17 protein-coding genes and 1 pseudogene are annotated in these 19126 nt (G+C 68.0%); 9 read left to right on the top strand and 9 right to left on the bottom strand.

Going from position 1 to position 19126, the window contains the following annotated elements:
* Positions 1-3 precede the first annotated feature (3 nt).
* Both HUA74_RS28850 and HUA74_RS28845 read right to left on the bottom strand, forming a co-directional pair.
* Entirely contained in the window at positions 4-1212 is a 1209-nt protein-coding gene (locus HUA74_RS28850) for a DNA polymerase IV (protein WP_174457134.1), read from the bottom strand.
* Positions 1213-1272: 60 nt separating this feature from the next.
* Positions 1273-2274 (bottom strand): aldo/keto reductase, encoded by a 1002-nt coding sequence (locus tag HUA74_RS28845; protein WP_174457133.1) that lies wholly within the window; start codon positions 2272-2274, stop codon positions 1273-1275.
* An 82-nt stretch (positions 2275-2356) separates the two neighbouring features.
* Between HUA74_RS28845 and HUA74_RS28840 the strand changes: the two genes are divergently transcribed.
* Both HUA74_RS28840 and HUA74_RS28835 read left to right on the top strand, forming a co-directional pair.
* Positions 2357-3277 (top strand): LysR family transcriptional regulator, encoded by a 921-nt coding sequence (locus HUA74_RS28840; protein WP_174457132.1) that lies wholly within the window; start codon positions 2357-2359, stop codon positions 3275-3277.
* A 30-nt stretch (positions 3278-3307) separates the two neighbouring features.
* Positions 3308-3937, top strand: a complete 630-nt coding sequence (locus HUA74_RS28835; protein ID WP_174457131.1) for an HAD-IA family hydrolase — start codon at positions 3308-3310, stop codon at positions 3935-3937.
* Positions 3938-4051: 114 nt separating this feature from the next.
* On the opposite strand, the gene rpsD is transcribed toward HUA74_RS28835, so the two are convergent.
* Positions 4052-4684, bottom strand: a complete 633-nt coding sequence (gene rpsD, locus HUA74_RS28830; protein ID WP_141644875.1) for a 30S ribosomal protein S4 — start codon at positions 4682-4684, stop codon at positions 4052-4054.
* 500 nt (positions 4685-5184) lie between these two features.
* Between rpsD and HUA74_RS28825 the strand changes: the two genes are divergently transcribed.
* On the top strand, positions 5185-5790 hold the full coding sequence (locus HUA74_RS28825; RefSeq protein WP_174457130.1) for a hypothetical protein: 606 nt from the start codon (positions 5185-5187) through the stop codon (positions 5788-5790).
* A gap of 87 nt (positions 5791-5877) precedes the next feature.
* Here HUA74_RS28825 and HUA74_RS46475 read toward each other — a convergent pair whose 3' ends face one another.
* Positions 5878-6003 carry a hypothetical protein gene (locus tag HUA74_RS46475; RefSeq protein WP_256434715.1) on the bottom strand — a complete coding sequence of 42 codons (126 nt, stop codon included), beginning with the start codon at positions 6001-6003 and terminating at the stop codon, positions 5878-5880.
* A 59-nt stretch (positions 6004-6062) separates the two neighbouring features.
* Here HUA74_RS46475 and HUA74_RS28820 point away from each other — a divergent pair, with 59 nt between their 5' ends.
* Positions 6063-6464 (top strand): hypothetical protein, encoded by a 402-nt coding sequence (locus HUA74_RS28820; protein WP_174457129.1) that lies wholly within the window; start codon positions 6063-6065, stop codon positions 6462-6464.
* 15 nt (positions 6465-6479) lie between these two features.
* On the opposite strand, the gene HUA74_RS28815 is transcribed toward HUA74_RS28820, so the two are convergent.
* The gene (locus HUA74_RS28815) at positions 6480-6746 is read right to left on the bottom strand and encodes a hypothetical protein (protein WP_174457128.1); all 267 of its coding nucleotides are present in this window, start codon (positions 6744-6746) and stop codon (positions 6480-6482) included.
* 74 nt (positions 6747-6820) lie between these two features.
* Between HUA74_RS28815 and HUA74_RS28810 the strand changes: the two genes are divergently transcribed.
* The gene (locus HUA74_RS28810) at positions 6821-8773 is read left to right on the top strand and encodes a hypothetical protein (protein WP_174457127.1); all 1953 of its coding nucleotides are present in this window, start codon (positions 6821-6823) and stop codon (positions 8771-8773) included.
* 169 nt (positions 8774-8942) lie between these two features.
* Positions 8943-10811: a protein kinase gene (locus tag HUA74_RS28805; protein WP_174457126.1), complete on the top strand. Its 1869-nt coding sequence runs from the start codon at positions 8943-8945 to the stop codon at positions 10809-10811.
* Between the two features lie 9 nt (positions 10812-10820).
* Here HUA74_RS28805 and HUA74_RS28800 read toward each other — a convergent pair whose 3' ends face one another.
* Complete coding sequence (locus tag HUA74_RS28800; RefSeq protein ID WP_174457125.1) at positions 10821-11786, bottom strand: RluA family pseudouridine synthase; 966 nt, start codon at positions 11784-11786, stop codon at positions 10821-10823.
* Complete coding sequence (locus tag HUA74_RS28795; RefSeq protein ID WP_174457124.1) at positions 11783-12934, bottom strand: serine/threonine-protein kinase; 1152 nt, start codon at positions 12932-12934, stop codon at positions 11783-11785. The genes HUA74_RS28800 and HUA74_RS28795 overlap by 4 nt, the downstream gene beginning before the upstream one ends.
* A gap of 130 nt (positions 12935-13064) precedes the next feature.
* Here HUA74_RS28795 and HUA74_RS28790 point away from each other — a divergent pair, with 130 nt between their 5' ends.
* Positions 13065-15113 (top strand): serine/threonine-protein kinase, encoded by a 2049-nt coding sequence (locus tag HUA74_RS28790; RefSeq protein WP_174457123.1) that lies wholly within the window; start codon positions 13065-13067, stop codon positions 15111-15113.
* Positions 15114-15266: 153 nt separating this feature from the next.
* Positions 15267-15554, top strand: coding sequence for a hypothetical protein (locus HUA74_RS28785; protein WP_174457122.1), 288 nt, complete (start codon positions 15267-15269; stop codon positions 15552-15554).
* Positions 15555-15600: 46 nt separating this feature from the next.
* On the opposite strand, the gene HUA74_RS28780 is transcribed toward HUA74_RS28785, so the two are convergent.
* Both HUA74_RS28780 and HUA74_RS28775 read right to left on the bottom strand, forming a co-directional pair.
* The gene (locus HUA74_RS28780) at positions 15601-17739 is read right to left on the bottom strand and encodes a putative metal-binding motif-containing protein (RefSeq protein ID WP_174457121.1); all 2139 of its coding nucleotides are present in this window, start codon (positions 17737-17739) and stop codon (positions 15601-15603) included.
* Positions 17736-18560 (bottom strand): tetratricopeptide repeat protein, encoded by an 825-nt coding sequence (locus tag HUA74_RS28775; protein WP_254625294.1) that lies wholly within the window; start codon positions 18558-18560, stop codon positions 17736-17738. Before HUA74_RS28775 ends, HUA74_RS28780 begins: the two co-directional genes overlap by 4 nt.
* A 331-nt stretch (positions 18561-18891) precedes the next feature.
* Between HUA74_RS28775 and HUA74_RS45975 the strand changes: the two are divergent.
* A pseudogene (locus tag HUA74_RS45975) lies at positions 18892-19126 on the top strand (short-chain dehydrogenase); the annotation flags it as partial.

The raw sequence follows: 19126 nt of genomic DNA, 5'->3' as shown, positions 1-19126 counted from the left end.
CGCTCAGCGCTTGGGTTTGTCCTTGTCCACGGGGCGCTCGGAGCGGTGCTCGTCGCCACCCGGGGCGTCGCTGCCCGCGATGTCCGCGGTGGTGATGGCCTTGCTGCCGAAGCGCTCCGCGATTCTATCCAGCGCCGCGTTCAGCTTCGCCGTCCGGGGCGGCGCGGCGGGGAAGAGTCCGAGCTGGGGCGGCACCTCGTCGAGCTGCACGCTCACCCCGGTGAGGCGGATGGGCTTGCCCTCATGTGAGCGCTCCAGCAGCTCCAGCGCGGTGCGATAGAGCGTCTGCCCGTCGTCCGTCGCCTCGCGCAGCGTGGTGCGGCGGGTGAGGAGCGTGAAGTCCGAAAGCTTCAGCTTGAGCTGCACCACTCGGCCCTTCACTCCCGCACGCCGCAGGCGCCGAGCCACGCGCAGCGCCTGGGCATGCACGTGGGGCTTGAGGGTCTCCACGCCCGCGAGGTCCTCCTCGAAGGTGTCCTCGGCGCCCACGCTCTTGGCCGCGCGGTCCGGCACCACCTCGCGCATGTCGATGCCCTGCGACAGCTCCCACAGGTGCCGACCGCTGGTGCCCAGCCGCGCCTCCAGCCACTCCGGGTCCTTCGTCGCCACGTCGCCGATGGTCTTCAGCCCCGAGCGCTGGAGGGCCTCCTCCGTCTTCGGCCCCACGCCCCACAGGCGCGACACCGGCAGGCCCGCGAGGACCGCCACCGTCTCCTCCGCGCGGACCTCCCGCTGGCCGTTGGGCTTGGCCAGGTCCGAGGCGATCTTCGCCACGAACTTCACCGTGGCGATGCCCGCGGACGACGGCAGCTTCAGCTCGTCCGCGATGTCCTTGCGGATGCGCCGCGCGATATCCGCGGGCGAGCCGAACAGGCCCACCGAGGCCGTGACGTCCAGGAAGGCTTCATCCAGGGACAAGGGCTCGATGAGCGGGGTGTAGCGCTCGAAGATGGAGAAGACCTGCTCGCTGGCCTCCGCGTACGCGGGGAAGCGTGGCTTGACGATGATGGCATGGGGCGCGGCCTTCACCGCGCGCGCCATGGGCATGGCGCTGCGCACACCGAAGGGTCTCACTTCATAGGACGCGGCGACGACCACGCCTCGCTGGGCATGCCCGCCAACGATGACAGGTTTGCCCTTCAGGGCTGGGTTGTCCCGCTGCTCCACGGACGCATAGAAAGCGTCCATGTCCACGTGGATGATGGCTCGCATCGCACCAACCACTCTAGCGGCTCTGTCTGACGTTGCAGGGGCTCCAATTGGGCTTGGGCGCTACCGGCGCTCGCTGTCCAGCAAGCGCATCTGCTCGGGCCCATAGCGTCCACCGGAGACAGCCCCGAGCGAGTCGAGCGCGGCGACGTCTTCGCTCGTCAGGGGCCGATTCAAGGCCCCCAGCGCGTCGTCGAGCTGTGCCACGTTCTTCACCCCGATGACTGGCACGAACCCGGGCTGTCGTGCGAGCACCCAGGCGATGGCGAGCTGTGCGGGCGACATCCGCCGCTCGTGCGCGAAGCGGTGGAGCGAACCCACCACGTCCTCGTTCTTCTCGCGATGCTCGCCACTGAAGCGGGGCAGATGGGCGCGGAAGTCACCGGCGCCGGTGGGCTTGCTCCCGGTCAACAGGCCTCGGGAGAGGACGCCGTAGAGCGTCGCGCTGATGCCGAGCTCCCGGAGGGTAGGGAAGATGGTCGACTCGGGACCCCGGCTCGCGAGGGAGTACTCGATTTGCAGGTCGGCGATGGGGTGGACGCGGTGCGCGCGGCGGAGGGTTTCGGCGCCGACCTCGGAGAGGCCGATATGGCGGACGTACCCCGCCTTCACCAGGTCCGAAATCGTGCCGATGGTCTCCTCGATGGGGACGTTCGGGTCCAGCCGTGCGGGGCGGTAGATGTCGATGACGTCGACGCCCAGGCGCTTCAGCGAATACGTGGCGAAGTTCTTCACGGCGGCGGGGCGTAGGTCCATGCCGAGCCAGCTCCCATCCGGGCCCCGGAGCGCGCCGAACTTCACGGAGAGCTGGACCCGCTCGCGGCGCCCGGCGATGGCGCGTCCCACGAGCAGCTCGCTGTGGCCCATGCCATAGAAATCGCCCGTGTCGAGCAGCGTGACGCCGCGCTCAATGGCCGCGTGCACGGTGCGCAGGCTCTCATCGTCGTTGGTGGCGCCGTACATGCCGGACATGCCCATGCATCCCAGGCCGAGTGGGAAGACCTCGGGGCCCGTGGTGCCTGGCTTCACCGTGTGCCGCGTCTGCCTGGCTTCGTGCGTGCTCATCGCGTCTCCCTTTGTCGTGCCGACGCCACAAGAATTCGCGAATCGCCATCCTGAAATCCAATCAATAGGATGCATCCCGAACATGAACGCCATCTATGAGAAGTCGCTGGACCTCAACCTGCTGCGCGTCTTCGTCGTCGTGGCCGAGCTGGGCAGTGTCACCGCTGCTGCGGCGCGCCTCTATCTCACGCAGCCCGCGGTGAGCGCGGCGCTGAGGCGCCTGACGTCAGCGGTGGGCTCACCGCTGTTCGTCCGGGATGGGCGCGGACTCGTTTTGAGCGCGCGGGGGCGGCGACTGCTGGCCTCCGCGAGGCCACACCTGGAGGCCCTGGTGGAGGCCGCGCTGGCTCCCGCCGCGTTCGACCCACGGACGAGCGAGCGAACGGTGCGCCTTGGCCTCTCCGACGCGAGTGAGTCCTGGCTCCTGCCGCGCCTGCTCCACGTGCTCGCGAGTGAGGCCCCTCACCTGAAGCTCGTCGTGCTTCCGGTGCAGTTCCGCACCGTGGGAGGGTTGCTGAGCGCGTCGGCGGTGGACCTGGCGGTGACGGTGGCGGATGAGCTGCCTTCGGGCATGCGGCGACTGGAGCTGTTCACCGAGCACTTCACGTGTCTGCACGACGCGCGTCGGCTTCGCCTCGGGAAGACGCTCACACTGGAGCGCTACCTGGCGCAGGAGCACGTCATTGTCTCGTACAACGGAGACCTGCGCGGCGTGGTGGAAGATGTGCTCGGCCACCAGCGGCGGGTGAGGGTGTCGATTCCCACGTTCCATGGCCTGGGCGCCCTCCTGGAGAACAGCACGCTCGTCGCGACCGTGCCGGGGATGGTCGCTCGGGACGTGGTGGCGCTGCGCCCGTTCCTTCGTCCGTTGAAGCCGCCCTTCACGTTGAGAGGCGCTCCCATGGAGTTGCTCTGGCGGAGCGCGTCCGAGGACGACGAGGCCATCCGCTTCGTCCGCGAGCAGGTTGTCAGCGTGGTGCGGAGCCTGCGGCGCGCGTCGTGAGGGGTTTCTGGTATGACTCCGCGGCGCCTCATGTCTCCCTATCGCCTGGTCATCTTCGACTTCGACGGCACCTTGGCGGACTCCCTGCCGTGGTTCCGCTCCGTCTTCAACGACATGGCCGACCGCTTCGGCTTCTCACGGCTGACGCCGACGGAGTTCGAGGCGATGCGAGGCATGTCCGGACGCGAAATCATGGCGCACACGAAGGTGCCCATGTGGCGGCTGCCCGCCATCGTCAGCTACATGCGCAAGCAGAAGCTGTCCGCCGCCTCCTCCACTCCCTTGTTCCCGGGCGTGCCGGAGCTGCTCGCGGAGCTGAAGCACGCCGGCGTGACGGTGGCCATCATCAGCTCGGACAGCGAGGTGTCGGTGCGCTCGGTGCTGGGCCCCGTCGTCGAATCGGTGACGCACTTCGACTGTGGCGCCGCCATCTTCGGAAAGGCCGCGAAGTTCCGACGCATGCTCAAGCGCGCCGGGGTGACGACGGCCGAGGCCCTGTCGGTGGGCGACGAGATTCGCGATATCGAGGCGGCGCGAGAGGCTCGCATCCCCGCCGGCGCGGTGGGGTGGGGCTACACGCTGGCGGACGCACTGGCGCGCCATGCTCCCGCGCACCTGTTCCACTCCGTGGCGGAGCTGAAGGCGGCGCTGCTGCCCTGAGCACCCAGGCGCCTCGGTGTGACGCGCCTGGGAGTCCGTCGAACGGGGGCCTCGGGCGCGAATGGGAGGCCCTGGAGCCCGACCCATTCGCGGTGATTCCGAGTGCCCGCCGCGTCAGCTGCGCTGCGCGTAGTACTCGACGATGAATGGCTCGTTCACGTCGACGGGAATCTCCTCCCGCTCCGGGGTGCGCACGAAGCGCAGGCCCTCTCCGTCACCGAGCACCTGCACGTACGGCGGCACGGAGCGCCCCTTCATCCGCTCGAAGGACTCGCGGACGATGAGCAGCTTCAGGTGGGCAGGGAGGTAGCGAATCTCGCTGCCCGGCTTGACGCGGAAGCTGGGGATGTCCGTCGCGGCGCCATTCACCTGGAAGTACCCGTGGCGGACGAACTGGCGCGCCTGTCGGATGCTCGTGGCCAGCCCCGCGCGCAACACCAGCGCGTCCAGGCGGCTCTCCAGCAACTGCAACAACACCGTGCCCGTGTTGCCCGGCGAGCGACGCGCTTCCATGAACGCGCGGCGGCACTGCTTCTCCAGCAGGCCGTAGTACAGCTTCAGCTTCTGCTTCTCCCGCAGCCGCCGGGAGAAGTCGCTGTTGCCCATGCGCGCCGTGGCGCCGTGCTGGCCGGGCGGATAGGGACGCCGCAGCACCGGGTCCTTGTCCGGGTCCTTCGCGGTGATTCGCGAGAGCGGAATCCCCAGTCGCCGGCACATCTTGCCCCTCGGTCCCAGATCACGTGCCACGTCTCGTCCCTCCGTATCCGGCTCGATGCTGTCGAGCTCAGTTGATTTTGATAATCAGTATCAATATCAAGATCAGTACCGTGAATACGGGCCTCGGGTCAAGCCCCACCGTGCGAGTTGGGGGTGAGGGGCGCTCACGGACGGTGTCGTCCGGGCATCGCGGGTGAGGGGGACCCCGGGGTCGGCGAGGCTCGGAGGCACGTCTACGCGTGATGTGATGGAGGCTTCGACGCGGCGCGACTTCGGGCGTCAGGTGAAGGATTGAGAGGCGCCTGGCGGGTGCAAACCCAGGCATGGCGCGTCAATCGACCAGCGCTTTGCGAACGCTCTGGGAGTGGTCAAGCGAGACACCTGTTGGTTCTCGGCGCATGGGAGATGAGAGTCGATGCTGGCAAATTATGACGCCGGTGCGTTGCATTCCGCGAGGGCGGTCCGCGCTGTGAGTCGTTGAGGGACGGCGATAGAGTCCTCGTCCTCCTCTCATCGGAGTCTCTCACCTCATGACTGTCTTCAAGCAGATTGCCTTTGCGTGTGCCGCGGTGTCCCTTGTCGCCTGTGGTGGACTTCCCGAAGGGGAGGCTCCCCAGGAGACGCTGGACGCGCAGCAGGCCGCGCTGACCACCAGCTCCTTCGGCGGCTGTTCGTTCACCATCTCCTCGGCCGTGATTCCCGTGGAGCTTCCTCCTCGCCATGCCATCACCCTGACGCGCAATGCCTCGGGGACGTGTCCGTATCCCGCGGCCAGCGTGGAGCTGGGCCGCTCCTACAACACTCCACACATCGCGGTGCTCGGCACCAGCGTGGGCCTGGCCACGGCCTTCTCGTACAAGCAGTCCCCGAGCGGCAGTGCCAACACCCAGTGCAAGGTCAATCACATCGACGCGGCCACGCTCACGAAGCTGCGCGACACGAACATCGTGGTGAACTTCGGCGCCGGAAACGTCCCCGTCTGCAACCTGGACCAGACGGACGCTGGCACCACGCTGGTCGTCTACGGCACGAAGACGGGCCCGCTCCCTGGCGAGACGGGGAGTGGCAGCAACTACGTGGCCACGTATTACAACTTCTTCACCAGCACCACGGCGCCTGTCTATTACGCCTACTGAGGCGACTCGAGCCCCGCGGAGGCACTGCTCCGCGGGCCGTCGGACTTCATCTCCCGGCGTCCCGAGCGCTCCTCGCCCGCCTCAAGGTCAGGTGCCGCTCTTGTCGAACACGGCAGTGAAGGACGCGCCGTTGTTGTAGACCCGCGGCTTCTTCATCCAGTAGCGCGCCGTCACTTCCGCCACCGCCCGCGCTTCCAACAGTCCATGCCGCATGCTTTGGCTGAAGTGGTAGGCTTCACGCGCCGTATCGACCTCAAGCCAGGAGATTGTCGATGAAGCCGAGCTTCATTGTCGGAGGACTGTGGGCCCTGTGCGTGCTGGTGGGCTGTGGTGGCGCGGAACAGGAGCCTTCCGAGCAGACGGTGTCGGAGCAGGCCGTGACGTGCCAGCAGGCCTGTCAGTCCGAGTACCTTGCCTGCATGCGGGAGAACGCCGGAAGCGGCCCGGGCAAGGCGCTGTGTGCCCAATCCCTCACGTGGTGTCGCGCGGCTTGTCCCCCGGCGCTCGGGGCCGAGGCGTCGGTGTCCGAGAAGCCCGCTCACCTGCTGCCGCCATGCGCGTCGTATGAAAGCTTTCTGTGCTCGGGGGCCTCTAGCGTGGTCGACTGCTACCACGACAACGGGCAGTTGGGTGGCTGTACCTGCTCGGAAGAACTCATCTGGAGTTGCTACTGAGGGGCTCGCCTCTCTTCAGCCCGTGGGGAGGAGCACGCCACTGTCGTTGTCGTCCTCCTCCGCATGGAACCCGATGAGGCAGTTCGCGATGACCTGAAGCAGCTCGCCGTCCGCGTGAGGATGACGACGGGCGGCGAGCCAGCCATCTTTCGTCCGGGCCACCCGGGCAAGATACGGCTCGGGTGGGATGCGCCCGTGTCGCAAGCGCGTCATCGCGAAGGTGATGGGCGAGTAGCGCCGGGCCGGAGAGAAGCGGCGGGTCCTCTCGATGACAGTTCCCACGAGATGCGAGGCCCGGTGGGCGCGGCGCTCTCCGACTTTCTGTTTGGATTCGACTCCCACCCCTGGGAGTCCCCATGCGAACGTGTCGTGCAGCCGAGTCTGCCGTCGCCGGAGTATTGCTCGTCGTCTCCACCTTGTTCCTGGGCTGCATGGGAGGAGAGGCTGACGAGCCTCCCGAGCCGCTCGATGGCGTCGTCATGGCGCGACAGGGACAGGGGTTGGTGGACGGCAGCAACATCACCGAGTACGCCGCATCGTGTCGCGCGGAGCTGGGGCGACTGACGGACGCCACGTTCAACTGCCGGGACGGGACGCTGCTTCACACCACCAACACGCCCGACGGACTGACCTGTGACAAGCCGGTGTGGCTGGACCTGGGCGGCAAGTACTGCGTCGACAATGCACGCCTCCTGAAGCTCAAGACGAGCAACCCGAACACGGAGGCGCGCGTCATCTGCCGCCGCTACAAGGCGGGGCTGGACACGTCGGAGAGCTTTCAGGATGTCGCCATCGTCGTCGCCAACAAGACGTCGGGGGCGACATGCTACTTCCAGGCCTTGAGCGGCAGCGGCGCGGACCTCAATGGCAAGAATGTGCCCAATCCGATGGCGGACCCCGCCTCCGCGGATGCGGCGGAGCGCGCCGCCGCCACGGCGGCCACGGCGTTCTACATCAGCCCTGAAAGGCTCCGGGACAACTCCAGCCTGCACTGCTCCAAGTGCCATGACAGTGACCCCTGGATGCACTCGCCCTACATCGACCAGGTGGCGGCGAGCGCGGATGGGTTGCCCGCGGGATTCAAGAAGGGCAAGTACAAGCTCGTCGAGGAGGCCTATCTCACGAACGGAGGGCGTGGGTGGCCCAAGCCGGAGTCGGTCACCACCGCTCAAGTGAAGGACGGTGATGGAAATGTCGGCAATCAGGAGTGCACCACCTGTCACCGCATCGGCACCAAGAACACGTGCGCGGACTGGTTCCCCAGGTCCGTCGACAAGGCCGCCATCCCCGGACGAAACGCGGCGAACGGCGTGTGGCCGAAGAGCCACTGGATGCCGGAAGTGCTTCCCGCCACGAAGGCCAAGTTCCACACGCTCTATGACAACCACATCAAGGCGCTCGAGTGCTGCTGCACCACGCCGTGGAAGCTGGGCTGCACCACCTTCACCGACCTGACGGACCTGACCAAGAAGCGTCAAGGAACAGGCGCGGTGGATTTCAAGCCCGGTGCGCAGAAGTGTGTGGATGGCACGACGGGGGAGGTGGCGCTCGGGGTCAGCATCGCTCCCATCATCGTCGCGGCGCGAGGCTCCGGAGAGAACTCCTGCACCTCACCCCTCACCGCGCCGCTCTGCGCCAGCTTCACCATCGAACGCACCGATTTGGAAGGCATCACCACCACGCTCACGGAGGGGCCCAACGGAGACCCGTTGATGGCGTGCGCCAGTCATCCGCAGTCGCCCTATCCCGGGCCTCACGAGTCATTCCTCCCCCTGGAGCCAGGGGACCTGGTGACGCTCTCCGCGCCGCAACGGTATGCCTTCGCGGACAACCATGACCTGCTCGAGTTCGTGGGGTGGCAGGTCTCGGAAAACTGCCCCTGTGCGAACGGCGGCAGCACGACGTGTCAGTTCCGCACGCGCGGCAGCCGCCACTGGTACGGAACGGACCCCGAATTGCCAGAGGTGACGTACGAGGGCGACCCCGAGGGCTTTCATTGCCAGGCGCTCTACCAGCGCACGGAGGTCTGCCGGGTTCCCGACGCGGGCGTGGATGCCGGCACGGACGCGGGCGTGGATGCTGGATACGACGGAGGCCCAGTTGACGCGGGTTGGGATGGTGGCGTGCGTGACGCGGGAATGGCTGACGCGAGTGTCGACGCCGGAATGGCCGACGCGGGAATCGCTGACGCCGGGGTGAAGCGCTGTGATGGCGGGGTGAGCGTCCGTGTTCCTTTTGGCGCGGGCGGCCCCACTCCCGTCGAGGACTGCGAGGCGACCGAACAACCCGAGGAGCCCGAGGAACCTTGACCCGGGGCGGGTCTGAATGACCACACGGGCCGGTGCGCTCTTGGCGTGGCACCGGTCCGCTTGTCCTTGGGCCTCCATCGAGTTTCCGCCCGAAGAAGTGTGACTCCAGACATGCGGCGAAGGGCTTGATCTGGGCTGATGCGATTCATGGGGCTACATTGCGCGCCCCATGGATTCTGTTTCCTCCAAGCCCTTTGGTCGCTATTCGTTGGTGTCAAGGCTTGGCAAGGGCGGCATGGCGGAGGCGTGGCGCGCGCGGCTGGTGGGGGAGGCGGGCGTGACGAAGCCCGTGCTCATCAAGAAGGTGCTGCCGGAGTACGCGCAGGATGAGCGCTTCATCCAGATGTTCATCAGCGAGGCTCGCATCTCCGCGTCGCTGTCCCACGGCAACATCGCCCAGGTCTTCGACTTCGGACGGACGGAGGGCGAGCACTTCCTGGCGATGGAACTGGTGGACGGGCCGCCGCTCCATCGCATCATCAAGCGCGCGCTCCAGCATGGCCTGAGTGCCGTGCCGGTGGCCCAGGCTGTGTTCATCGCGCTGGAGGTCTGTCGAGGGCTGCATTACGCGCACACGCGCGCGGACAGCCGGGGTGTTCCCCTGGGCATCGTCCATCGGGACGTCTCTCCGGAGAATGTCCTGGTCAGCTACGAGGGGCAGGTCAAGATCGTCGACTTCGGCATCGCCAAGGCGCGCGAACTGCGAGGGTTCAAGACCGAGCCCGGTGTGGTGAAGGGCAAGTACCTCTTCTTCTCGCCGGAGCAGGCGCGAGGCGAGGACGTCGACGCACGCACGGATGTGTGGGCGGCCGGTGTGGTGCTCTACCAGATGCTGTGCGGGCGTCTGCCGTTGCAGGGCCCCGAGTACGTGGTGATGCACCAGTTGCAGGAGGGGCGGTTCCCGTCACCGAGGGCGCTGCGCCCGGAGCTGCCCGTGGAGCTGGATGCCATCGTCCAGAAAGCGCTGGCCGTGAAGAAGGAGGAGCGCTTCGAGTCCGCGCACGCCTTCGCCGAAGCGCTCTCCGGGTTTCTCTATGCGACGACGCCTCGGTTCTCACCCATGTCAGTGGCGTGGCTCGTCCAGACGCTGTTCACCATGGAGTTGCGTGAAGAGGGACGCGAGCCCCAGGTGCCCACGCCCTTTCGGGAGGAGCTGGCTCGCGCCGCGGAGACTCGCACTGTCGCCACGATGAACGAGGTTCCCGTGGTGACGCAGGTCTCCACCCACCGGTGGACCTCGTATCGACAAGGCCTGGGCGCGGGGCTTGGAGCCGCGCTCCTGTTCTCGGCGGCGCTGGGTGTGGTGACGTGGACGCTGAGCGGGAAGTCGAGCCCCGAGGTGTCGGCCCCCGCCCCGAAAGCGGAGCAGGCTTCCACGGCCCCATCGTCGCCCACGACAGGGGCCCCGGTGCCTTCCGACGAGCCGGCGGAGGTCCAGGTTCCGGCAGTCCCGTTGTCTCCCGAGAAGACCCCCGAGGTCGCAAGTCCGAAGTCTCTGCCCGAGAGGGACGCGGGCACAGCGACCGTCGCACCCGCTCGCGAGGACAAGTCCCCGACTGTCGCATTCGCCATCCCCGTTGATGCTCCGAAGCCAGGGAGCGCGCCATCCGCTCCGCGTCCTCCTCCTGTCGTGTCCGCCGCGGGCGTCAAGGCGCTGTCGCCCGAAGACGAGTTCGCCGCGCTGATGAAGGCAGGGCGGTCCGCGGAGCAGGCAGGTCGTACCAAGGCCGCGATGGTCAGCTATCGCAAAGCCCTCGTGCTCAAAGACGGCTCGCATGAAGCCCGGAAGGAGCTGGGGCTCCTGCTGGTGAGCGGCTTCGAGTCGGAGAAGTCCTTGCGAGAGGGCGTGGTCCTGCTCCAGCACGTCGTTCGCGCGGATGGGGGCGATGCTCGCGCCTGGTTGTCGCTGGGGATGGCCTACCAGTCCCTGGGAGACAGCAACCAGGCGGCGGAGGCCTTCAAGAAGTACCTCCTGCTGGTGCCCACGGGCGGCGCATCCAATGCGGCTCGGGCGATGCTCAAGTCCCTGGGGAAGTGAGCAGCCCCTTCAGCTCGCCGGACTCTCGTCCTCGCGCTCGCCGCGAGGCAGGGGCAAGCCCAGCCGCTCCAGCTCCGCGCGCAGCTCCGGGGGCAGGGGACTCGTTACATGCATCGGCTTCTTCGTCTCCGGATGCGCCAACCCGAGCGCCCGTGCATGCAGGAAGAAGCGCCCCAGCCCTGGCGCCTCGCGCCCGCCGTAGAGCGTGTCGCCGACGATGGGCGCGCCAATGCCCGCCATGTGCGCGCGCACCTGATGCAACACGCCCGTGAGGATGCGCACCTCCACCAGGCTGTACTCGCCCACGCGCGCCAGCACGCGGAAGCGCGACACCGCCTCGCGCGCGTCCTCGGCACCGTGTGGCGCGGGCTCCACCCGGTCCGGGTGACGCGGGTGATGGCGCAGCGGCAGCTCGATGTCGCCCTCGTCCACCAGGGGCCCCGTCACCAGCGCGAGGTAGCGCTTGTCCACCGCGCGCTCACCGAAGGCCGCGCGGACGGCATCCCACGCGGTGCGCGAGCGCGCGGCCACCACCACGCCCGACGTCTCCACGTCCAACCGGTGGCACAGCCCGCCTTCGCGCGGGTCCACCGACGCCTGCGCGCACTCGGGGTAGCGCGCCACCAGCGCGTTGGCCACCGTGCCCGTCTCTCCCGACTGGAGCGGATGCGAGGGCCGGCCCGCGGGCTTGTCCACGAACACCAGCGCGGCGTCCTCGTGCAGCACGACGAGGGGGAACTCCTCGTCGGGCACCGCCTCGCGCGTCTCCTCCTCCACCACCACGGAGATCTGCTGCCCGGCCGTGAGCGTGAGGCCCTTCTTCGCCGCCCGGTGGTTCACCTTCACCGCGCCCGCATCGAAGAGTCGCTTGAGGCGCGCGCGCGACAGGCCCAGCGCCTCGCCCACGAAGAGGTCCACCCGCTGGCCCGCCTTGTCGGCGTCCACGGTGAAGGTGTGCAGCTTGGAGGGATTCACTCGGAAAGAGCCTCGTAGACTTCCTCGGCCGTCTGGAACCGGTCGTCCGGCTCCTTGCGGATGAGGCGGTGGGCCACGCGTGCGAACTGCGGGTCCCCATGAAGGTTCAGCGCCAGCACCGGCGGAGGCTCCGTCTCCAGCACCTGCCGCCACAGCTCGTGCGGCGTCTTCGCATCGAAGGGAGGCCGCCCGCTGAGCAGCTCATAGAGGATGACGCCCAGACTGTACAGGTCCGAGCGCCCATCCAACGGCTCCCCGAGAATCTGCTCGGGCGCCATGTAGCGGTACGTGCCCACCAGCTTGCCCGCCTCCGTAATCGCCACGTCGTCCGCGAGGAACTTGGCCAGCCCGAAGTCCATCAGCCGCACCTGCCGGTCCTCGTCCACCATGACGTTGGACGGCTTCAAGTCCCGGTGCACCAGCCCATGCCCGTGGATGTAGGCCAGCGCCTCGCAGAGCTGGAGCATGGTGTCCTTCAGCCGCCCCATGCGCTCGGGACGGTTGAGGTCCTCCTCGCGCGGCGCCCGGCCGTCGTCCACCGGCTTGCGAGCCGCGGGCGGAGGCATGTCGAAGCCCTCCATCGAGTCGTCCGAACCCGAGCCGGAGCCCGAGCCCAGTTCGTCCTCGCCTTCCGCCGCGCCGTAGGCGTCCAGGTCCTCACTGGGAGGCTCCTCGTTGAAGGCGTCCATGCTGAACAGCCCCTCCGCCGCGGGGCGGGCGTCACCCGCCGCGTCCGCGTTGGAGATGCTGTCGCTGCCAGGGCCGAAGTCCTCGTCCGCGGTGCGGCGCACCGTCAACAGGCCGCGCGGCGTGGTGCCGCTGATGGGCGACAGCAGGTCGTCCCCTCGGATGTCCAGGTAGTGGCGCAGCGTGAGCCCTTCAATCAGCTCCATGGCCAGGTAGGGCCAGCCCTGATGGACCCCCGCCTCGAAGACCTTCACCACGTTGGGATGGGACAGGTCCGCCAGCGTCTCGAATTCGCGCGCGAGTCGTCGCGCCGCCCGTTCGTCCAGCGCGGGGCCGGCCGACAGCAGCTTGAGCGCGACTTCGTCGTTGCTGCGGCGGTCCAGGGCCCGGTACACGGTGCCGGCCCCGCCGCTGCCGAGCGTCTCCAGGACGCGGTAGGGACCGATGACCTTCGGGGGCATGCGTGCGCGGATCCTACGGACGGCGTCGCGTCACGGTCAAACTTGATGATGCCTGGTTGCACGGTCCTGGGCAGAACACTCGGGCAGGCATTTCACTTTTCCAGGGAAACCTGGGAGAACCCTTCATCAAATGCAAGTCGGGAAGTATCAACTCGTCCGGAAGCTTGCCTCGGGGGGCATGGCGGAGGTCTTCCTCGCCAAGGCCGCGGGCCCCATGGGCTTCGAGAAGACGCTCGTCCTGAAGCGGATCCTCCCGCACCTGGCGGAGGACCCGGCGTTCGTGGAGATGTTCCTGGGGGAGGCGCGGCTGGCCGCGCAGCTGGAGCACCCGAACATCGTCCAGATTTTCGACTTCGGCGAGGCGGACGGCAGCTACTTCCTGGCGATGGAGTTCATCGACGGGCCCACGCTGCGGCGGCTGGTGAAGCGCGCGGCGGAGCAGCCGCTGCCTCCGATGATGTGCGCGAAGCTGGTGTCGCTCGCGGCGGAGGGCCTGGCCTTCGCGCATGACTTCTGTGATCCGGCGACTGGAGAGCCCCTGGGGCTCATCCACCGCGACGTGAGTCCGGACAACATCCTGGTGTCGCGGCAGGGCGCGGTGAAGGTGGTGGACTTCGGCGTGGCGAAGGTGGCGGGGCAGGGGCACCGCACGCAGACGGGCGTGGTGAAGGGGAAGGTGGCGTACATGCCACCGGAGCAGCTCCGGACGAAGCCGCTGGACCGGCGGGTGGACGTGTACGCGCTGGGCGTGGTGCTGTACGAGCTCCTGACGGGCAAGCGTCCCTTCGACGCGACGACCGAGGCGAGCACGATGCAGGCCATCCTGTTCGAGCCGTTCATCCCCGTGGTGGAGCGCCGGCCGGATGTGCCGGTGGCGCTGCAGAAGATTCTGGACCTGGCGCTCGCGAAGGAGCGGGACACCCGCTACGCGGACTGCCGCGCGCTCCAGGCGGACCTGGAGCGCTACCTGCTGTCGTCGGGTGAGTCCGTGGGGGCGTACCAGCTCGCGCAGTTCGTGGCGAAGCTGGTGGCGGAGGGTATGTCGGGGCCGGTGGTGGCCTCGCCCGCGGCGATGGGAGGTGCGACGCCCGCGAAGCCCGGGAGCACGCCGAAGTCCATGGCGGCGCCTCCAGAGGCGAAGGGGCCTCCGCCTCCGCCCGTGGACTCGACGTCGCCCACGACGCCCATGCCGCTGTCGGTGCGGGGGATGATTGCGGAGGGACGTCCGCAGCCCGTCTCGAATGAGGGAGGCAAGGGCTCGGACGCTCCGGAGCGTGCGGCGAAGGCGGCGGGGGCGCGACGCAAGCCGGCCTCCCGTCCGATGCTGCCGGCGCAGGGTGGGGTGGCTTCCGAGGCTCGAAACGCGGGGGAGGGATGGAACGCTTCGGGCATCGCCGCGGTGACAGCGCCCGCGGGGCCGTCGGGGGAGTCCGAGCGGGATGCGGAGGAGCGCGTCCCGACGAATGGTGGCGGGGCGGACGAGGACGCCATCTCCACGGGCGCGCAGGTGCGTGCCCCCAAGGCGAGCAAGGCCTCGACGGGACTCCTCGCCGTGCTCGTGGGTGGAGCGGTGCTCGTGCTCGGTGGCGTGGCGGTGGTGGCCACTCGGGGCGAGCAACCCATTGTCGTGGTGCCTCCTCCGCTTCCCTTGGGGAAGAGGCCGGAGGCGAAGCGTCCGTCGACGGTGGAGTCGCCCAAGCCTTCCACCGCGCAGGAGCGGGTCGCGGGCGGGGATGCCCCGGCGGCGGGACGGGAGCCGCAAGTGGCGGTGATGAAGGCGGAGCCTCCGCCCACCGCGCCGGTACCGTCACCGAAGGGGGTGACCGCGACGCCCGTGGAGAAAGCGCCGCCGGCTGTCGTGTCCGCTGCTGGCGGCACTTCCGCCGCGCCAGTACCCGTGTTGCCCGAGGTGAAACCTGTCGCGAAGGCCGCGCCGCCACCGCGCCCGCGCGCGAAGGTGGTGGCCACGGGCATGTTGGAGTTCCGCATCCGCCCCTATGCGAAGGTGGTGCTGAATGGGAAGGACCTGGGGCAGACGCCGATAGACCCCATCGCGGCGCCCGAAGGCAAGAACACCATCAAGCTCATCAATCATGAACTGGGCAAGGAAGTGACGCAGACGTTCGTGGTGAAGGCGGGGCAGAACAACACCTTCAAGTACAACTTCCACGCGGACTAGACGCATCTTGACCGTGAGGTGGGCGGGGCCTGACGCACTGCTCTTCCCGTGTCCCCGCCTGTGCCGGCGATGTCACCCGGCGGGGGTGGGGGCCCTGGAAAGTGGCCTGGGGCGGATGCGCATTGTCGGAATGAAATTGTAGGCTTTGCGCCCATGCACCTTGCAGAGAAATGGCTTTACGGGCTGGTTGGCGGCAGCGGGGCTTTGCTGCTCGTGTTCTTCATCCGCGCGATTGAGCTTGAAAGTCGCGGCGTCAGTGGCGGCCCGGATTTGGAGCTGTTGGCCTTCCCCGCCGCCTCGATGATTCCCGCCTCCGGGCTGCTCTGGCTGTTCTTCGGGCACAAGCTGGAGAATCACAAGCTGTGGATCATCGTGTCCACGCCGCTCCTGTTCGTGCTCACGGTGGTGGCCGCGGGCGTTCTCGTGCCTGTCTCCTACTGACCAGGCCGAGCCGAGCGCCCGGGCTCATTCACAACCCGGGGCGCACTCAAGGCCATGCGGGCCAGTGGAGGATGCGGCCACTGGTGCCCACGACCCAGAGGTCGTCAGGGCCGGTGCCCGTGATGTCATTGAGGCGGATGCCTCCCGTGGAGTGGACCTGCTGCCAGGTCTGCCCATTGTAACGGTAGACGTGTCCGCTCTTGCAGGTCGCATAGGCGGACCCCGCGCCAAAGGCAATGACCGAGGTCAGGTCGTGCGTGGTGGGAAAGGACAGCCGGGTCCACTGACCCAGGTGCCACCGCAGGACGGTGCCTGTGTCTCCCACCGCGAAGGCCAGCCTGGCGTTCGCCACCCAGACACCCCGGAGCGTGTCGAGGTCGGGTGCGACGTCCTCGACGGCCTCGGTATCCCACTCGCCGGAACTTCGGTTGTAGCGATAGATACGCGCGTCCGTCGCGGGGCCTCCCACGATGAAGACGGTGTCCGCCGTCGCTCCATGCACGTCGTAGACATAGTGAAAGTTGTTGTTGATGGGGTTGTAGGTCGGTGTTCCGGTGCCGTTCCAGGTGAAGGCCGCGCCCTCGTCCGAGGCCAGGCTGTCGGTCGCTCCATAGAGCGTGAGCACGTTGTTGTTCCGCACTCCCACCATGCCGTGGACCCACAGGTTGTCGTTCTGGACCTGGACGCAATTCGACGCCGAGGAGTCCTGGCGGGCCTTCCTCCCGTCGACGGAGCCGAGCCACGCGCGACCGGTGGTCGGGTCCGCCCAGACGCTGGTCCACGCGGCGTCCGTCATGCCGCAGCCAAAGTCCGAGAGGACCGTGAACGTCACCTGCCCGGGGGTCAGCCTTGCTCGAAAGTTCTCGTCGCCGGCCACCCAGACTCCGCCGCGAGTCCAGGAGGAGGCGGAGAGCCATGTCTGACTGGTGGAGGCCACCGTCTGCCCGGCCCAGGTGGGAGTGAGTCCTCCCGGGCACTGGGTCGGGCCTTCCTTTTGACCGTCGCAGTCGTTGTCCAGGTCGTCACACAGCTCCGGCGCGCCAGGATGGGTGATGGGGTTCCCATCGTTGCAGTCGCCGGTGTTGCTGACGTAGTCGCCAGCGGGGTGCACGCAGGAGCGGATGGCTCCGGAGGTCTGGCCAGAGCCGTCGCCATCCTCGTCCAGGTACCAGGCCGGGACGGACTGCGTGGCCCCGCAGACGAGAGTGGTGCCACTTGTGTCGCATTGGAGTTGTCCCGTGCACTGCGTCGCAGAATCCGTGCACGTCGAGCCGAGCCCGGGGAAGCCCTCGTCGAGGATTGCATCGCAGTCGTTGTCGACTCCGTCGCAGCGTTCCAGCGCGCCCGGGTAGATGCTGGCGTTCGTGTCATCACAGTCATCCGGGGGGGCGGTGACGTAGCCGGCTGGCACCGCGTCACAGAAGGTCGTCGGGGTGACTCCCTTCTGCCCATGTCCATCTCGGTCCTGGTCCAGGTAGGCCAACCGCGCGGAGGGACTGTCGCAGTAGAGGAGCTGGTCCGTCACGTCGCAGCGGTAGACACCCTGGCACCCCGCGCTGAGCGTGCACTGACCTCCCAGGTTGAAGTGCGCCTCATCGTTGATTCCGTCGCAGTTGTCGTCCTGCGCGTTGCACCGCTCCGCCGCGCCGGGGTTGATGTCACTCTGGTCATCCTGGCAATCCGTTCCGCCGTTGACGCGACTGACATAGCCATCCCGATCCGCGTCCTGGGCCTCGATGCGGAGCGTGGCGGGGACCCCCCTGTTGTTGGCCACCGTGACACTCGCGAGGTTGATCTCCACCGCGACTCCCTCGCAGCTCTGCTCGAAGGCTCTTGCCTCCACTTCCACGGTGGGTCCCCAACCTTTGGGTGGAGAGACGACGACTCGAAGATTGAAGCCGGGCCCCGCGCCGATCAGGGCGTCCCTGAAGGTTTGTGAGACTTCCTTCCCGCTGCCCGCGTCCCGGGCACGGACGAGCACGCAGCGAGGGCTGAATTCCACGAGGGCTACCGTGAGGTGGATGCTTCGACATGCGGTGCCACCGCCGAGCACCGCATTGGCCGGTTGACCGTCGAAAGCGGTCTCGAGGTCAAGATGGCCGTCGCAGTCCGGATACAGCTCATCCATGTCTGGCACGGTGCAGGCCGTGGCGAACAGCAGGCACAAGAGGGCAGGGCGCATCATGGATGCACCTCCTCGTTCTCGGGCTCGGAGCCGGTGAAGTAGGTGATGACCGCCCCCGCGACCGAGGTGACCGCGACGCCGAGCAGGACATTCGCGGCGAGTGCCTGTCCCCGGGCCGAGTCCAGGTGCCCTTGCTGTGCGTCGACCTGCGTGGCCTCGCGGGCATTCTGGATGTTCCCCCGGGAGCGAAGTCCGAAGTAGCTCCCGACTCCGCCCGCCGCGAGCCCGGCCCCCGCGAGGACCATCGAGATGGGACGGAGCCTGGACAGCTGTCCGCTCGGAGGCGCCATTCGCAACTCCGCGGCCTCCTCCTCCGGGTGGACTGGAACCAGCGCGACCTCGGGGACTTCCTGGATGGGACGCTCCAGGTTGTCCGGGTGGGGGACCTTCGGCTCCGGCATGGCGGTGGCACCGGTGCTGCCCGCGTTCGTGGGCGCATTCCGCGCAAGGTCCCGCGACACCTCCCGGCGCACGTTCTCGAAGTCCCGTTGCACCTTGGGGGACACCTTCACGGGAAGCGACGCCAGGGGACGCAGCGTCAATCCCTGCCGGAAGGCGACGAGGGACTTCTGTCGCTGGCCGAGGTCCGCCAGCACCAGGCCTTCGTAGAGCAACGCGTCGGCTCGCTCATCCTCGGTCCTCGCCAGGGCCTTGGCATCCGCGAGCGCGAGCAATGCCTGTTCGTACTCCAGTTCCTCGTACAGTCGTGCCGCGTCGCGCAGGCGCTCCCGAAAGGCATCAGGCGCTGTCTCAATCCGCGTCGCCCGTGAGACGACCGGCTGCGCCGAGGCCGCTCCCGCGAGGGCCAGGGTGAGGCTCATCAATGGTGGGAGGACCCTGATGAATCTCTGGAATGCGGACTTATCCATGCATGGCCACGCTAGCATGACTTCCGGCGAGAGGGCCGGGTCGACGCAAGGCCTTACGAAGGCCGCGGGCGGGGTATTGCATTCGCGTCTGTCGATGTGCGCGGGTGCGCCGCGAGAAGCCCTGTCGCCAGGGCAATCATTCGGGTTCGCAGTGACGCGGGCTCCACCACCTCGAAGCCACCGCCCACCTCACAGAGCTGGCCCAGCGCGATGGCCTCCCGCTCGAAGTCCACGACGACAGTCTTTCGGCCGTCCGCCACCTAAGAAGCCACTCGAAGGACGCATCGCCCTGGTCGCGGGAGCCACGCGGGGCGCGGGCAGGGGCATCGCGACCCGGCTCGGCGAGGCCGGCGCCACCGTGTACTGCACGGGCCGCGGCGTACGCGGCCGTCCCGCCTCTGGCTCGAAGCGCCCGGAGGTCCTCGAGGAGACCGCGGAGCAGGTCACCGCGCTGGGGGGCCACGGCATCGCCGTGCGGTGCGACCACACCGTCACGGAGGAGGTCGCCGCCCTCTGCG

This window comes from Myxococcus sp. CA051A (assembly GCF_013336705.1).
Lineage (GTDB): Bacteria > Myxococcota > Myxococcia > Myxococcales > Myxococcaceae > Myxococcus > Myxococcus llanfairpwllgwyngyllgogerychwyrndrobwllllantysiliogogogochensis.
The sequence above is the reverse complement of the archived record's forward strand: the minus strand, read 5'-3'. Positions and strand labels throughout refer to the sequence as shown.

Bases quoted from the DNA above. Each gene is read 5' to 3' on its own strand.
- HUA74_RS28840 (WP_174457132.1), top strand. From the start codon at position 2,357: ATGAACGCCATCTATGAGAAGTCGCTGGACCTCAACCTGCTGCGCGTC.
- HUA74_RS28805 (WP_174457126.1), top strand. From the start codon at position 8,943: ATGGATTCTGTTTCCTCCAAGCCCTTTGGTCGCTATTCGTTGGTGTCA.
- HUA74_RS28835 (WP_174457131.1), top strand. From the start codon at position 3,308: ATGTCTCCCTATCGCCTGGTCATCTTCGACTTCGACGGCACCTTGGCG.
- HUA74_RS28775 (WP_254625294.1), bottom strand. From the start codon at position 18,560: ATGAGCCTCACCCTGGCCCTCGCGGGAGCGGCCTCGGCGCAGCCGGTC.
- HUA74_RS28780 (WP_174457121.1), bottom strand. From the start codon at position 17,739: ATGATGCGCCCTGCCCTCTTGTGCCTGCTGTTCGCCACGGCCTGCACC.
- HUA74_RS28810 (WP_174457127.1), top strand. From the start codon at position 6,821: ATGCGAACGTGTCGTGCAGCCGAGTCTGCCGTCGCCGGAGTATTGCTC.
- HUA74_RS28795 (WP_174457124.1), bottom strand. From the start codon at position 12,934: ATGCCCCCGAAGGTCATCGGTCCCTACCGCGTCCTGGAGACGCTCGGC.
- HUA74_RS46475 (WP_256434715.1), bottom strand. From the start codon at position 6,003: ATGCGGCATGGACTGTTGGAAGCGCGGGCGGTGGCGGAAGTGACGGCG.
- HUA74_RS28845 (WP_174457133.1), bottom strand. From the start codon at position 2,274: ATGAGCACGCACGAAGCCAGGCAGACGCGGCACACGGTGAAGCCAGGC.
- HUA74_RS28850 (WP_174457134.1), bottom strand. From the start codon at position 1,212: ATGCGAGCCATCATCCACGTGGACATGGACGCTTTCTATGCGTCCGTG.
- HUA74_RS28820 (WP_174457129.1), top strand. From the start codon at position 6,063: ATGAAGCCGAGCTTCATTGTCGGAGGACTGTGGGCCCTGTGCGTGCTG.
- HUA74_RS28790 (WP_174457123.1), top strand. From the start codon at position 13,065: ATGCAAGTCGGGAAGTATCAACTCGTCCGGAAGCTTGCCTCGGGGGGC.
- HUA74_RS28825 (WP_174457130.1), top strand. From the start codon at position 5,185: ATGACTGTCTTCAAGCAGATTGCCTTTGCGTGTGCCGCGGTGTCCCTT.
- HUA74_RS28785 (WP_174457122.1), top strand. From the start codon at position 15,267: ATGCACCTTGCAGAGAAATGGCTTTACGGGCTGGTTGGCGGCAGCGGG.